Genomic DNA, 12,931 nt, shown 5'->3' with positions numbered 1-12,931 from the left:
CCGTCGGGGTTGGGCCGAGACTCCGGTGATCATGAACGTGATCATGAAGCCAAACTGGCGCAGGTGACTGCTACGGCTTCATGATCACGTTCATGATCACGTCGGTGGGACGGACGACTAGGGCTGCGCGGGTTTGAGGCTGTGGATCCAGAGCGGCGACGTGCGGTGCCAGTACGCCGAGTTGATGTACGGGTTCTCCTCCGAGGGCCAGTTCGTCCAGTACGTCGTGTTCGTCGGGATCCGGTGGAACCACTGCACCAGCCCCACGTCCGGCAGCGCCGGGATCCACAGATCCATCGCCTGGCGGAACAGGTCGTGCAGCTTCGGGTCGTCCGGGCTCGTCGTCCCCATCGTGTCGACGATCTCGTCGTACTCCGGGTTCGACCACCGGTACGGGTAGGTCGAACGCTCCCCCGTCGGCTTCACGTACCGGCTCTGGTACAGCCGCAACGTGAAGTACGGGTCCGACACCGACCCGCCGTGCCCGAGGATGAACGCGTCCATGTTGCCCGTCGACACGTGCTCGTCGAAGTCAGGACCCGTTGCCTGCTTGAACGAAGCGTCGAATCCCGCCTTCCGCAACTGCTGCACCAGCACCGGCGTGATGTCCTGGAACAGGATCAGCGTGTAGATGATGAACGGGAACCGCTTCCCGTCCTTCGCCCAGAAGCCCTCCGAGTCCTTCGCCCAACCCTTCCCCTGCATGATCGACGCGGTCTTGGCGACGTCGAAGTCGTCGATCTTCGACGACTGCGCCTCGATCGGGTCCAGATACTCCAACAGCGCTGGATAGTTCGGGAACGGCAGCAACGTCGGCGCACCGGCGCCCTGGTAGCCGAGTGACACCAGCTGCGCACGGTCGATCGCGTGGTTGATCGCCCACCGGATCTCGGGATCGTCGAACGGCGCCTTCGAGCAGTTGAAGCCGAGCCCGATCGGCCACCAGTCCAGATAGCCGTACGGCGGCTTGTCCCCGGTCCACGTCGTCACGGCCTTGTTCTGCTGGATGACCGACTTGATCGTGTTCGGCCGCAGGTCGATGGTCAGGTCGGCCTCGTTCGCCAACGACAGCTGCACCATCTTCGTCTCGTCGGTGCCCGGCAGCACCATGATCCGCTCGACGGCCGGCAGCTCGCGGAAGCCCGCCTTCTTGCCCCACCAGGTGTCGACCCGGTCGTACATCCGCTGCTGCTGCGAGCTCACGACCAGCTTCCAGGGCGATGTGGTGACCGGCCACCCCTTCTTCAGATCGACGAAGGTGAACTTGTTCGGGTCCTGGTCCTTCCAGATATGTTCCGGAACTATCGGGATTCCGATGTCCATATGGAACGTGAAGTACGAGAACACGAACCGCGGGTTCGGCCGCTTCAGCTCGAACTCCACCGTCCGCTCGTCCGGCGCCGTCACCGCCTTCACCCACGTGTCCACGTCGACTGACCAGGTCAGCTTCGGCGAGTTCTTCGCCAGCAGCTCCATCGTGAACTTCACATCGTTCGCGGTGAACGGCTTGCCGTCGTTCCACTCCGTTCCCTCACGCAGCTTGACGGTTGCCGCGGTGAAGTCGGCGTTGTACTCGTAGCTCTCCGCGAGCCACGGGATGATCCCGTCCTCGCAGTCCATGCCCTCCGGCCCGCACACCGCGTCGGTATGGAACGCGTTGTAGTAGAACAGCGGCTCGTAGCAGTACGGATAGCCCGACGCCGTCGAGACACCTGGCAGGTACGGGTTGAACGTCTGGAAGTCGGTCAGGCTGGTACCGGTAATTCCGAGCACCAGCGAGCGGTTGCGGGCGATCTGCTTGATCGCGCCGCCTTGGCCCCCGGGAGCGGGCTGGCCCGGCGTGGGAGCGCCGGCCGTACAGCCCAACGCCACCGCGGGAGCGATCATCGCTGCTCCGCGCAGAAGGTCGCGTCGGTTCAGCCCTCGACCTGTCCGTTCGGCCATCATTCCTCCTTGGCGCTGGGCTGTTCTTTACCCTGGAACGGCTGGAACGTCTGACTCACGTCGCCGGTGACGACGCGCGGCGTTTCCTGGTAGAGGAAACAGGCCGCGGCCTGCTCGTCGTGAGTCCGGTAGAGCGGCGGCCGCTCCTTCACGCAGATCGGCATCACGTGTGGGCATCGGTCGGCGAACGCGCAGCCCGTTCCGGTCGCCGCCGCCGTCGACACCTTCTTGTTGCCCTCGGGCATTTCACCGGACCACGGTCGCGTCGGGTCCGGCTCCGGGACCGAGCTCACCAGGAGCTGCGTGTACGGGTGCTCCGGCTGCTTGATCACCCGGCCGACCTCACCCGCCTCGACCACGAGTCCCTTGTACAGAACGATGATGTTCTCGCTGACCTGGTACGCCGTCGCCAGGTCGTGGGTGATGTAGACGAACGAGATGCCGAACTCGTCGTTCAGCTGCTCGAGCGTGCCGAGAATCGTCTTACGCAGTGAGGCATCGACCATCGACACCGGTTCGTCGGCGATGATCAGCCGCGGCCGGATCAGCAGCCCGCGCGCCACCGTGAGCCGCTGCCGCTGCCCACCGCTCAGCTGGTGCGGATACCGCCCCAGCGTGTCCTTCGGCTCCAGTCCGACATCGCGCAACGCGCTCTCGATCAGGTTGCCGGCATCGGCCCGAGAGCGAGCAAGCCGAAACTTCCGGATCGGAACGGTGAGCAGGTGATCCACCTTGTAGAACGGGTTGTAGACCTCGAAAGGATCCTGGAAGATCGCCTGCACCTCGCGCCGGAACTCCAGCTGGTCGGCGCCCTTGAGCTTGTACACGTTCTTGCCGTTGAACCGGATCTCGCCGGAGGTCGGCTCCTGCATGCCGAGCAGTGCCCGCGCCATCGTGGTCTTCCCGCTGCCGCTCTCGCCGACGACCGCGGTGAACGACGGGTGGTCGCCGCTGATCGAGAACGACAGCTCCGACAACGCAACGTTGCGTCGCTGCCCGCGGCTGTCGTAGACCTGCGTCGCGAGGTCCGCTTCGAGTAGCGGGCGACCTGCGCCGATTCGGGGACGTCGCGGGGACGCCTGCGGGGGCGCTGGACGCGGCATCTGCCCTCCTTTCCCTTCTCTCATGGAGAAAACGGCAACACCCAGTGGTCCGGTCCGATCTCCTCCAGCTCGACGACCTCGCCGTTCGGTGTCGTGAACCGCCTGGCCTCGGCCGCGTTCCGGCTGGCCTTGGAGATCCGTTCGTCGAACCGCGGCAGGCTCGAGATCAGCATCTGTGTGTACGGATGCGTCGGCCTCGCGAACACGTCCCGCACCGGCCCCACCTCGACCAGCCGCCCCGCATACATCACGCCCAGCCGGTTGACGAACTGCGCGAGCAGCCCCATGTCGTGGCCCACCAGCAGAACGGCCGCGCCGAGCTCCTCCTGGACCGCACGCAGCGTCTGCACGACCTGCCGCTGAACGACCACGTCCAACGCACTGGTCGGCTCGTCGGCGATGATCACCCGCGGCCGCAGCATGATCGCGAGCGCGATGCAGACCCGCTGCTTCATGCCGCCGGAGAGCTCGTGCGGGTACCGGTCCGCGACGTCCGCGCCGAGCCCGACCATCTCGAGCAGCTCGACCATGCGGGTACGAAGGTGGCTGATTGGCAGCTCGTTCTCGTGTGCGCTCGCGTTGTCGCGGAAGTGGTCGCGGACACGGCGGACGGGGTTGAGCGAGTTCATCGCGCCCTGCGGGATGATCGAGATGTCGGCCAACCGCAGCTTGCGAATCGCCTCCTCGTCGAGCGCCGCGATGTCCTGCCCGCCCAGCTCGATCCGGCCCGACTCGATCCGGCCCGGTGGCTTGATCATGCCCATCAGAGCCATCGCCAACGTGGACTTGCCGCTGCCGGACTCCCCAGCCAGGCCGAAACGTTCGCCCGCCCGGATGTCGAACGACACCCCGTCGACCGCGCGCACCACCTCGTCGCGCCCGGTCTGGTACCAGACGCGCAGGTCCGACACCTGCAGTACCTGAGTTCCGGAAGTCGGCATCGCCCTCACCGATACTTCCGCCGTCGCCGCGGGTTGGAGAGCTCGTCCAGACCGGAGCTGACCAGGAACAGGCTCATGAACAGCAGCACGATCAGGACGATCGGCATCAGCCACCACCACCAGAGCCCGCGCACGAGCGCGTTGAACGAGATCGCCCAGTAGATCGTCATGCCGAGCGTCGGCTCGTTCTGCGGACCGAGGCCGAGCGCCTCCAGCCCGACCGAGGCGAGCACGGCCGCGCCGGTCGAGGTGACGAAGGAGGCGGCGAGGTACGGCAGCAGGTTCGGCAGCAGCTCGAAGAAGATCACCTCGTGCGTGCGCATCCCGGACATCTTCGCGACCTGCACGTACGACCGCTGCCGCAGCGTCAGCACCTGCGCCCGGATCGTCCTGGTCGGCCACATCCAGGCCAGCGAGGCGACGACGAGCGCCATCACGGTCACGCTGATCACGCCGCGGATCGACGCCGCGATCGTCACCAGTACGACCAGACCGGGAACGGTGAGCAGGATGTCCGCGAGCCCGCGGATGACCGCGTCGACGACACCGCCGACGTACCCCGCGACCACGCCGAGAATCGTGCCGAGCCCGAGCGCGACAGCACCGGCGATGAAGCCGACCTGCAACGTCAGCGGCAGACCGACGATCGCGACGGCGAGCAGGTTGCGGCCCTGGTCGTCTGTGCCGAGCGGGTACTCCGCCGACGGCGCCAGGTCCGGCGGCGCCGACGCCGGCTGGGCCAGCTCGGGCGAGACGAACAGCGGACCGAGCCATCCGATCGCCAACAGGAGCAGCAGAATCAGCAGTCCGGCCGCGAGCATCGGGTTGCGCAACCCGTACGCGAGCGCACCGCGGAGCCGTTGGAAGAGGAACGCCGCGGGCGAGGCCTCGACGGCCTGGCGCCCAGCCTGGGCGGTCACTTCGACCCCGTCCGGATGCGCGGATCGAGCAGCGGGTACGCGAGGTCGACGAGCAACGTCGCCAGCGCGATCGCGACGACGACCATGAACACGATGCCGTAGATGAGGAAGTAGTCCGCGCCCTGAATCGCCTGGAACAGCAGGGATCCGACGCCCGGATAGGTGAAGATCACCTCGACGATCAGGGCGCCGGAGACGATGTGGCCGAGCGCGAGCGCGAGGCTGGTGAACTGCGGCAGGATCGCGTTGCGCAACCCGTACCAGAGGAAGACGGTCCGGTCTCGCAGCCCGCGCATCTCCGCGAACGTCATGTAGTCTTCGCCCTCGGTCGTCACCATCATGCCGCGCATGCCGAGTGCCCAACTGCCCATGCTGGTAAGGACAATGCTCGCCGCGGGCAGGACAGAGTGGTGCAGAACGTCGAGGAAGAACGCGGGCGTCATGGTCGGCAGCTGCCCGGCCGTGTAGCCGCCCGACAGCGGGAACAGGTGCAGCACGAACGCGAACACGTACACGAGGATCAGGCCTAGCATGTAGTACGGGATCGCGGACAGCGCCAGCAGCGGACCGACCGTGATGTGCAACGAGCGTGGGGACTTCCGCCACGCGAGCCCCGCGCCGAGCAGCGTACCCAGCACGAACGACAGGATCGTGGAGACGAGCAGCAGCATGATCGTCCACGGCAGCGCGGACATGATCAGATCGATCGCCTTCGCGGGATACAGCGTGAGGGAGTAGCCGAAGTCGAGCTGGACGATGTCCCGCAGGTACCGCAGATACTGCAGCCAGAGCGGTTGGTCCAGGCCGAACTCCGCTTGGTAGGCCTTGACCATCTCCTCGATGCCCTGCTGGGTGTAGCCACCCTGCGTCGACATGCGGAACAGCCGCTCGCGGATCGGGTCGCCGGGGGCGAGGCGCGGGAGGAAGAAGTTCAACGTCGCCGCGCCCCACACGACGAGGAAGAACAGTCCGATTCTGCGGAGGACGTGGCTTCTGGACAGCCGCAACACACGCCGGGGCGGCTCAGTGGTCGCCATGTCAGGCAGCGTCATGGCTTCTTCGCCTCCTTGCGTCCCTCCGCGGTGAACAACGCAAGATCGAAATCAGGCTAGGGCATGAACGCGTACAACCGCTTCGACCGCGTGACGGCCAAGTTCAGCCACGTCCAGTCTTGGCCACACGCGCCGACCCCCTGACACGGAATCGCGATTCGCGTCTGACAGTCTTCCTTCGTGTCGGATACGGGGTCGCGCGGTACGTCGTACCGAGGTCTGTTCGCGGTCCGGGAGTTCCGTTTTCTCTACCCCGCGATCGCGCTGTCCCACCTGGGCAACCAGCTCGCCGCGGTCGCCGTTTCCGTCCTCGTTTTCGACCGCACCGGCTCCAAGCTGCTGACCGCGGTGGCGTACGCCTCCGCCTGGTTGCCGGCGCTGCTGGGCGGCCCGCTGCTCGGGCCGCTCGCGGACCGGTTCCGGCGCCGTACGGTGATGGTCACCTGCGACCTGTTCCGGGCCGCGCTGATCGGCAGCCTCGTCATCCCGGGCATGCCGCTCTGGTTGGCGATCGCGCTGCTGTACCTCGCGCATCTCGCCACTCCGCCGGCGACCGCGTCGCGGTCGGCGATGCTGCCGGAGATCCTGTCCGGCGACATCTACATCCTCGGCAGCGGGCTCAACATCGTCACGTTCCAGGTCAGCCAGATCCTCGGCTTCGCCGCCGGCGGCATCGCGGTGACGCTGGTCGGCGCGAAAACCACGCTGCTCATCAACGCCTGCACGTACCTGCTGTCGGCGATCCTGGTCCGGTACGGGATCAAGCAGCGCCCGGCGCCGCAGCTCGCGTCGGTCGATCGCCCCAGCTACCTCAAGGACCTGTCGGCGGGGGTCCGGTACGTTTTCGGGGACGGCTGGCTCCGCGGCTGCCTGCTGCTCGTGTGGCTGTCGTCGGCGTTCGCGTACGCACCGGAGGCGATCGCGTACCCGTACGCACGCGAGCTTGGCCACGCCACAGCCGCGGCGGGGCTCATGCTCGCGGCGCCCGCGGTGGGACACGTCGTCGGAACTGTCCTGCTCACCCGGATCATCAAGCCTGGACTACGCGACCGGCTGCTGGTGCCGCTCGCCGTGCTGGCATGCGCGGTGCTGATGGTCGCGTTCTTCTCACCGCCGTACCCGGTGGTGTTGGTGATGCTGTGCGTCGGCGGGTTCGGCGCGTCGTTCGCGAGTCCGCTCAACGCGATGTTCGTCCGCCGGGTGTCCGACGACTACCGGGGCCGCGCGAACGGGGTCGCGATCGCCGGCCTCACCGCCGGGCAGGGGCTGGGCTTCCTGCTCGCCGGCGCGTTGGGCAGTGTGCTCGGGAACCTCGCGCTCACCATCGGCATCTGTGGGCTCGCCGGCACCGTGGCCAGCCTGGTGGCCGGCACGGTGTGGCGACGATCCATGGCACGGTCGACTCAGGCCTAGACCTCGACCTTTCGTCCGACGGTTGGTTCGCCCGGTCCGGGCCCCGCCCGGGGGCCAATGATCATGTTTACATGATCATTGGCCCCTCTACGTGGGGTCGACGCCAGGTAGAGCGGCCACTGGCCGGGTAAGGCGACCACGACACGCTTCACCTACGGAGCGCCTTCCCGCTCAGATCACTCCAGACGTCGCAACCCCAAGCCTCCCCAGCAGGACAGACAGGTCCGTCCTTCACACGTCGAAGTCGCCCACCAACACCTGAAATCCCGAGCCTAGACCTCGACGCGGACGAGGTGTCCCGGCTCGACCTCGCGCAAGTCCGTCTTGACGGTGTCGAGCGAGCTCGCCTTCCACGCCAGGGCTTCGGGCGGGGCCTCGATCCGCGGCGTGTCCGAGTGGACCGGCAACGTCGCGGCCAACAGGACCTGCGTGTACGGGTGTTGCGGCGAGTCGAACATCACGGCCGTCGGCCCGTACTCCACGACCCGCCCGCGGCACATCACGGCCACCGTCGACGCCAGCCGCTGCACGACCGCGAGGTTGTGCGAGATGAACAACGCCGTCAGGTTCATCTCCGTCTGCAAGGACTCCAGCAGCTCGAGGATCTGCGCCTGGACGGACACGTCCAGCGACGACGTCGGCTCGTCGCACACCAGCAGGTCCGGCCGCAGCGCCAGAGCTCGCGCGATCGCGATGCGCTGCTGCTGCCCACCGCTGAACTGACGTGGATAGAGGTCTGCCGCATCGGCGTCAAGGCCGACTTGCTCCAGCAGCTCGGCCGCGCGGGCACGCCGTTTGTTCTTGTCGGTCTCGCCATGCAGGCGCAGCGGCTCGGCGATGTTCGCCGCCACGGTGTAGTGCGGTAGCAGCGAGCCGAACGGGTTCTGGAACACCATCTGCATGCGCCGCCGCAGCGTCCGCAACTCGGCCTTGCCCATCCGCGTGATGTCCGAACCGTCGAACAGCACCTGCCCGGCCGTCAGCTCCTGCAGCCCCATGATGAGCCGCGCGACCGTCGACTTCCCGCTGCCGCTCTCGCCGACCAGCCCGAGCGTCTCGCCGCGTCGGATCGTCAGCGAGACACCGTCGACGGCGTTGACCGGACCGGCGCGCGTCGAGAACACCTTGGCGAGCTCGATCGCCTCGACGAGGTTCTGCGCGTTCTGTTCAGCCACGGCGGATCTCCGGGGTCGATTCGAGCAACCGGCGCGTGTACGGATGGGTCGGATGATCGATCACGTCGGCGATCGCGCCGGACTCGACCTGCTGCCCGTACCGCATCACCGTGACGTCGTCGCAGAACGACCGCGCCACCCCGAGATCGTGCGTGATCATCACGATCGCCATGCCGTCGGCCTTCAAACGCCCAAGCAGGTCGAGGATCTGGCGCTGCACCGTGACGTCGACGGCCGTCGTCGGCTCGTCGGCGATCAGCAGGCTCGGCCGGGTCACGGTCGCCATCGCGATCATCGCGCGCTGCCGCATGCCGCCGGAGAGCTGGAACGGGTACATCCGCATGGTGCCGGCGGGATCGGGCAGTCCGACGTCGCCCAGGGCCTCGATCGCCCGGTCGCGGGCCTCCTTGCGGCCGCAGATGCCGTGCCAGATCAGGTGCTCGGTGAGCTGCCGTTCGATCGTGAGCGTCGGGTTCATCGCCTCGGTGGCGTTCTGGAACACCATGCAGATGTCCCGCCCGCGGATCCGGCGCAGCGCCGGAGCGGGCAGCGTGACCAGGTCGCGTCCGGAGAACACCGCGGTGCCGCTCACGACCTGCGCCGCCTTGGGCAGCAGACCCATCAGCGCGCGTACGCCGATCGTCTTGCCGCTCCCGCTCTCGCCCACGATGCCCAGCGCCCGGCCGCGCTCCAGCGTGTAGCTGAGTCCGTCGACCGCGAAGAACTCCGGCCGGTGACTCAGCCGGAACCGGACCCGCAGATCCCGCACCTCCAGCAGCGGTGTGGTCTCCGCCATGCGACTCCCCACATCGAACGCGTCAGTCCTTGCCATCCGCAATCATCGCACCCCCGGACCGGGTTGGTGGGCCTTGCGACCAGAATCGGCCCCAACCGGAACCTCCATGGTGTCCGAAAGCGGCTCGAAGTGGAAGACGGGGTGGTTGGCGGCCTCCCGCTCCCAGTCCTCGAGGGGTGCGTCGTACGGGGTGTCGAAGTACGGCTTGAAGATGCGGCGCAGCAGCCAGGGGGCGTGGGAGAGGTTGCCGCGGAGGACCTTGGCGGCCTCGTTCGCCGGCAGCTCCTCGGCGGAGACGTCGAACGCACGGCCGCGGCTGATGAGCTGCGCGCGCCCGGCGGCACGGACGTTCTTGACCCAGTCGACGTGGCCGTACGGCGACATCACGCGGTAGCCGGTGCCGGCGCGGACGAAGGCGACGGGGGTCGTGCGCGGGATGCCGGACTTGCGGCCGGGGACGGTGAGGAGCGCCCAGGGGCCGACGGGGAGGCCGAGCCGGATGACGCGGGCGAAGAGGTTGTTGGCGGACTTGACGAGGCGGCTGGGGCGGAACGTACGCATGATCGGGCTCCTTGCGGAGTATCTTGTGCTCGCGGGTTCGTATCTTATGACGAGGATATTATATGAGTTCCAAATCAACAAGGCGACATCGGCAGCTGACGGTCGAGATCCAGGCCGCGCTGCGCGAGGCGAAGTCGCAGCTGACGGTGCTCAACCAGCGGGTCGGAACCCACCTGGAGCTGCGCGACATCGAGCTGACCTGCTTGGACATCCTGAGCCGGCACAAGCAGCTGAGCCCCGGTGCGCTGGCCCGCGAGGCGGGGCTGCATCCGGCGACGATGACGGGGATCTTGGACCGGCTGGAGCGGGGCGGCTGGATCGAACGTTCGCGCGACGCCTCCGACCGGCGGGCGGTGATCGTACAGAACCGTCGCGAACGCGGCGCCGAGCTGCTGGGGCTGTACTCGGGGATGAACGAAGCGGTGCAGGGGATCTGCCAGGACTACGACGAGGACCAGCTGGACCTGATCGTCGGCTTCCTCCGCCGCATGTCAGCCGCCGGCCACGCGGCCGCCGAAGACTTGGCCTAGCGTCGGGACTTCGTGAGGGATTGGGAGGCTGGTGGTCGCCTCACGCGGCCAGTGGCCCCTCTACCTGGCGTCTACCCCACGTAAAGTGGCAAATGATCATGTAAACATGATCATTTGCCCTCGGCCGGACCGGGCGAACCACCGCCGGGCGAAGGGTCGAGGCTAGTTGTCTCGTTTGCCGCGTTTGGCGGCGATGACGAACGCGAGCAGGACGATGCCGGCGACGGCGAGGCCGCCCAGGGCGAAGAGCGCGATGACGATGGCCACGACCGTGCCCGACATCAGCGGCTCTCGGCGGCCATGCGGACGCCAAGGCCGACGAGGACGGTGCCGCTGACCGCGTCGAGGCGGCGGCGGATCTTGGTCTTGCGGAACCAGGCGCCCGCGCGGCCGACGGCGGCGGCGAGCGTGAGGTAGAGGGCGATCTCCAACGCCACCTGGCAGAGCGCGAGGACTGCTGTGGTGGCGAACATCGGCCGGTCGGCCGGGATGAACTGCGGGTAGAAGGCGATCATGAACGCCGCGGCCTTCGGGTTGGCGAGCATGACCAGCGCGCCCTCGCCGAACGCCGCCCACCAGCGCGCGGGGCGTACGTCTTCTTCCAGGTGCTCCGCTTCCGCGGGCTGCTTCTTGAGCGCCGACCGCCAGGCCTTGACGCCGAGGTAGACGAGGAACGCGGCGCCCACGATTCGGAGCACGACGTAGGCCACCTCCGACGCCGCGACCAGCGCGGCGAGCCCGGCCGCGGCGGCCAGCGCCCACACGTACAGGCCGGCCTCGAGCCCGAGCACCGTCGGCACCGCGCCGCGGAACCCACGCAGCGCCGAACGCCGCACGATCAGCGCCATCGCCGGACCGGGCGACGCCGAGATCAGGACGACGGCGAGGAGGAACGCGGGCAGCGAGGAGAGCAGGTCCACGCGCCCGATGATGGCACGTCCGCGGTCATAGCGAGGCGGGCAGGCGGACGGTGATCTCGCCGCCGAGCGCGGCCCCGTTCAGCAGCTTGAGGTCGTCGCCGCTCCAGAAGCTGCCTGCGTCGTAGGAGTTCGGGCGCTTGCCAGAGGGCAGCAGGCCCATCGCCTCGTACGTCAGCGCGACCACCTCGGCGCAGTACACGGTCTCCAGATCGGCGGGCTTCAGCTCCCGCTGCCGCAGCGCCGGGAAGCGGCCGCGGATCCAGCGGGTGGCGAGGCGCATCGAGGTGGGGAACGCCGTACCGTCCAGCAGCGCGATCGTCTTGAGCACCGCGTCCTCCATCTCGCGCGTCGCCGGGCGGTTGAGCTGGCGGAGGTAGGCGCGTTGGCCGTACTTGGCGCCCCAGATCATCACGGCGTCGCGGAGGTCGTGCAGCTGGACGCCGCGCTGGTGCTTGCCGGTCCACAGGTCGGGCAGTGACCGGCCGAGCTCGGCGTGCCACATCAGCGCCGGCAGGTCCTCGATCACGAGGGACATGCCGACGTGGTTGACCGGGGCGTTGGTCAGGGTCTGGATCATCCGATCCGCGCGCGAGCTGCCTCGGAACACCCACACGTCACCCGTCCGCGTCAGCTCGACGGCCTCGTCCAAGCTGATCTCCGCTGCCGACATGTCGCTAGCCTAGGGACATGCGCTGGTGGAAGTGGGTGGGCCTCGCCGGTCTCGTGGGTGTCGCGGCGACCGGGGTGTTGATCGCGCGCGAGGAACGCAAGCGCCGCGCGTACTCCCCCGACGAGATTCGCAGCCGCCTGCACGAGCGGTACGCCGAGGCGACGCGCAACGGGTGATTGACAGCTGGTTGGTCGCCGTCGCCCGCGAGTTCTCGCTCGGCACGGTGGTTGACGCCTCGCCTCTTGCTTCGGTCTTTGTGCTGCGGACAACGCGTGGCGCGTTCGTGGTGAAGCGGCCTTGGCACGTGACTGACGTTGAGCTCTACGCGGTCGTGGAACGTTCGCTGAACGGTCGGGGAATCCGCCAGGCCCGGCAGCTGGCGACTCCTGACGGCGTCTATATCTCTTCTTCCGGGCATGCGGTGCAGGAGCTGTTGCCTGGGCGGATCGCCATGCCTGCTCAGACGCATCACCTTCTCCGCCACCTCCGCACGTTCGACGCGGCGCTGGCTGCTGTGGCCGTTCCTTCCTGGCTGACTGAACGGGACACGATCTTCACGCGGGTGACGCGGACCGACTACCTGCTCCGGACGCTGCCGCCACTCCTCGACTTGGCCCCTCTGTACACCGTGCTCGAGAACGCGGCCGGTGCGCTCGAGGGGCAACCGAAGCAGCTCGTGCACGGCGATCTCGGCCCGGACAACGTGCTGGTGGAGGGGGACGAGGTCGTGGCGATCATCGACTTCACCCCGTTCCACGACTCCGTCCTGCTCGGCCTGGCGTCGGCCGTCTACTTCTTCCAGCTGCTCGACCAGACGCCGGACCGGGCAGCGATCGAGGCGAGCTGGGCCACGTACGGCGTCGACCCAGACCTCGCCTGGCCCTCCTTGTGCCGCGAAGCCCTCCG

General features: G+C 67.8%; 13 protein-coding genes and 1 pseudogene. 4 read left to right on the top strand and 10 right to left on the bottom strand.

Annotation, left to right across the window (positions count from 1 at the left end; genetic code table 11):
- Window positions 1-117: 117 nt before the first annotated feature.
- The 5 genes from JOD67_RS10385 to JOD67_RS10365 are packed head-to-tail and all read right to left on the bottom strand — an operon-like array spanning window position 118 to window position 5,945.
- Window positions 118-1,944 carry an ABC transporter substrate-binding protein gene (locus JOD67_RS10385; RefSeq protein WP_205117222.1) on the bottom strand — a complete coding sequence of 609 codons (1,827 nt, stop codon included), beginning with the start codon at window positions 1,942-1,944 and terminating at the stop codon, window positions 118-120.
- The gene (locus JOD67_RS10380) at window positions 1,944-3,047 is read right to left on the bottom strand and encodes an ABC transporter ATP-binding protein (protein WP_205117221.1); all 1,104 of its coding nucleotides are present in this window, start codon (window positions 3,045-3,047) and stop codon (window positions 1,944-1,946) included. Before JOD67_RS10380 ends, JOD67_RS10385 begins: the two co-directional genes overlap by 1 nt.
- 20 nt (window positions 3,048-3,067) lie before the next feature.
- Window positions 3,068-3,988: an ABC transporter ATP-binding protein gene (locus JOD67_RS10375; protein WP_205117220.1), complete on the bottom strand. Its 921-nt coding sequence runs from the start codon at window positions 3,986-3,988 to the stop codon at window positions 3,068-3,070.
- A gap of 5 nt (window positions 3,989-3,993) precedes the next feature.
- On the bottom strand, window positions 3,994-4,908 hold the full coding sequence (locus JOD67_RS10370) for an ABC transporter permease (RefSeq protein WP_205117219.1): 915 nt from the start codon (window positions 4,906-4,908) through the stop codon (window positions 3,994-3,996).
- A complete protein-coding gene (locus JOD67_RS10365) occupies window positions 4,905-5,945 on the bottom strand; it encodes an ABC transporter permease (RefSeq protein ID WP_239553798.1) in 1,041 nt (346 codons plus the stop codon). The genes JOD67_RS10370 and JOD67_RS10365 overlap by 4 nt, the downstream gene beginning before the upstream one ends.
- A gap of 195 nt (window positions 5,946-6,140) precedes the next feature.
- Between JOD67_RS10365 and JOD67_RS10360 the strand changes: the two genes are divergently transcribed.
- Window positions 6,141-7,373 carry an MFS transporter gene (locus JOD67_RS10360; RefSeq protein ID WP_205117218.1) on the top strand — a complete coding sequence of 411 codons (1,233 nt, stop codon included), beginning with the start codon at window positions 6,141-6,143 and terminating at the stop codon, window positions 7,371-7,373.
- Window positions 7,374-7,645: 272 nt separating this feature from the next.
- On the opposite strand, the gene JOD67_RS10355 is transcribed toward JOD67_RS10360, so the two are convergent.
- From JOD67_RS10355 to JOD67_RS10345, 3 genes are read right to left on the bottom strand one after another with little or no spacing between them, the layout of a single operon-like run.
- Entirely contained in the window at window positions 7,646-8,548 is a 903-nt protein-coding gene (locus JOD67_RS10355; RefSeq protein ID WP_205117217.1) for an ATP-binding cassette domain-containing protein, read from the bottom strand.
- A complete protein-coding gene (locus tag JOD67_RS10350; RefSeq protein WP_205117216.1) occupies window positions 8,541-9,380 on the bottom strand; it encodes an ABC transporter ATP-binding protein in 840 nt (279 codons plus the stop codon). Before JOD67_RS10350 ends, JOD67_RS10355 begins: the two co-directional genes overlap by 8 nt.
- Window positions 9,381-9,386: 6 nt before the next feature.
- Window positions 9,387-9,905 (bottom strand): nitroreductase family deazaflavin-dependent oxidoreductase, encoded by a 519-nt coding sequence (locus JOD67_RS10345; protein ID WP_205117215.1) that lies wholly within the window; start codon window positions 9,903-9,905, stop codon window positions 9,387-9,389.
- A 62-nt stretch (window positions 9,906-9,967) separates the two neighbouring features.
- Between JOD67_RS10345 and JOD67_RS10340 the strand changes: the two genes are divergently transcribed.
- Complete coding sequence (locus JOD67_RS10340; RefSeq protein ID WP_205117214.1) at window positions 9,968-10,435, top strand: MarR family transcriptional regulator; 468 nt, start codon at window positions 9,968-9,970, stop codon at window positions 10,433-10,435.
- Between the two features lie 281 nt (window positions 10,436-10,716).
- On the opposite strand, the gene JOD67_RS10335 is transcribed toward JOD67_RS10340, so the two are convergent.
- Window positions 10,717-11,355, bottom strand: a complete 639-nt coding sequence (locus JOD67_RS10335) for a LysE family translocator (protein WP_205117213.1) — start codon at window positions 11,353-11,355, stop codon at window positions 10,717-10,719.
- Between the two features lie 25 nt (window positions 11,356-11,380).
- Window positions 11,381-12,025 carry a hypothetical protein gene (locus tag JOD67_RS10330; RefSeq protein WP_205117212.1) on the bottom strand — a complete coding sequence of 215 codons (645 nt, stop codon included), beginning with the start codon at window positions 12,023-12,025 and terminating at the stop codon, window positions 11,381-11,383.
- Between the two features lie 17 nt (window positions 12,026-12,042).
- Between JOD67_RS10330 and JOD67_RS10325 the strand changes: the two genes are divergently transcribed.
- Both JOD67_RS10325 and JOD67_RS42350 read left to right on the top strand, forming a co-directional pair.
- On the top strand, window positions 12,043-12,201 hold the full coding sequence (locus JOD67_RS10325; protein ID WP_205117211.1) for a hypothetical protein: 159 nt from the start codon (window positions 12,043-12,045) through the stop codon (window positions 12,199-12,201).
- Window positions 12,198-12,764, top strand: a pseudogene (locus JOD67_RS42350) (phosphotransferase enzyme family protein); the annotation flags it as partial. The gene JOD67_RS10325 and the pseudogene JOD67_RS42350, both read left to right, overlap by 4 nt.
- Window positions 12,765-12,931: the final 167 nt, after the last annotated feature.

Origin of the sequence: Tenggerimyces flavus (assembly GCF_016907715.1) — a bacterium.
Taxonomy (GTDB): Bacteria; Actinomycetota; Actinomycetes; order Propionibacteriales; family Actinopolymorphaceae; genus Tenggerimyces; species Tenggerimyces flavus.
The sequence above is the reverse complement of the archived record's forward strand: the minus strand, read 5'-3'. Positions and strand labels throughout refer to the sequence as shown.

Bases quoted from the DNA above. Each gene is read 5' to 3' on its own strand.
- JOD67_RS10385 (WP_205117222.1), bottom strand. From the start codon at position 1,944: ATGGCCGAACGGACAGGTCGAGGGCTGAACCGACGCGACCTTCTGCGC.
- JOD67_RS10380 (WP_205117221.1), bottom strand. From the start codon at position 3,047: ATGCCGCGTCCAGCGCCCCCGCAGGCGTCCCCGCGACGTCCCCGAATC.
- JOD67_RS10375 (WP_205117220.1), bottom strand. From the start codon at position 3,988: ATGCCGACTTCCGGAACTCAGGTACTGCAGGTGTCGGACCTGCGCGTC.
- JOD67_RS10365 (WP_239553798.1), bottom strand. From the start codon at position 5,945: ATGGCGACCACTGAGCCGCCCCGGCGTGTGTTGCGGCTGTCCAGAAGC.
- JOD67_RS10350 (WP_205117216.1), bottom strand. From the start codon at position 9,380: ATGGCAAGGACTGACGCGTTCGATGTGGGGAGTCGCATGGCGGAGACC.
- JOD67_RS10345 (WP_205117215.1), bottom strand. From the start codon at position 9,905: ATGCGTACGTTCCGCCCCAGCCGCCTCGTCAAGTCCGCCAACAACCTC.
- JOD67_RS10340 (WP_205117214.1), top strand. From the start codon at position 9,968: ATGAGTTCCAAATCAACAAGGCGACATCGGCAGCTGACGGTCGAGATC.
- JOD67_RS10330 (WP_205117212.1), bottom strand. From the start codon at position 12,025: ATGTCGGCAGCGGAGATCAGCTTGGACGAGGCCGTCGAGCTGACGCGG.
- JOD67_RS10325 (WP_205117211.1), top strand. From the start codon at position 12,043: ATGCGCTGGTGGAAGTGGGTGGGCCTCGCCGGTCTCGTGGGTGTCGCG.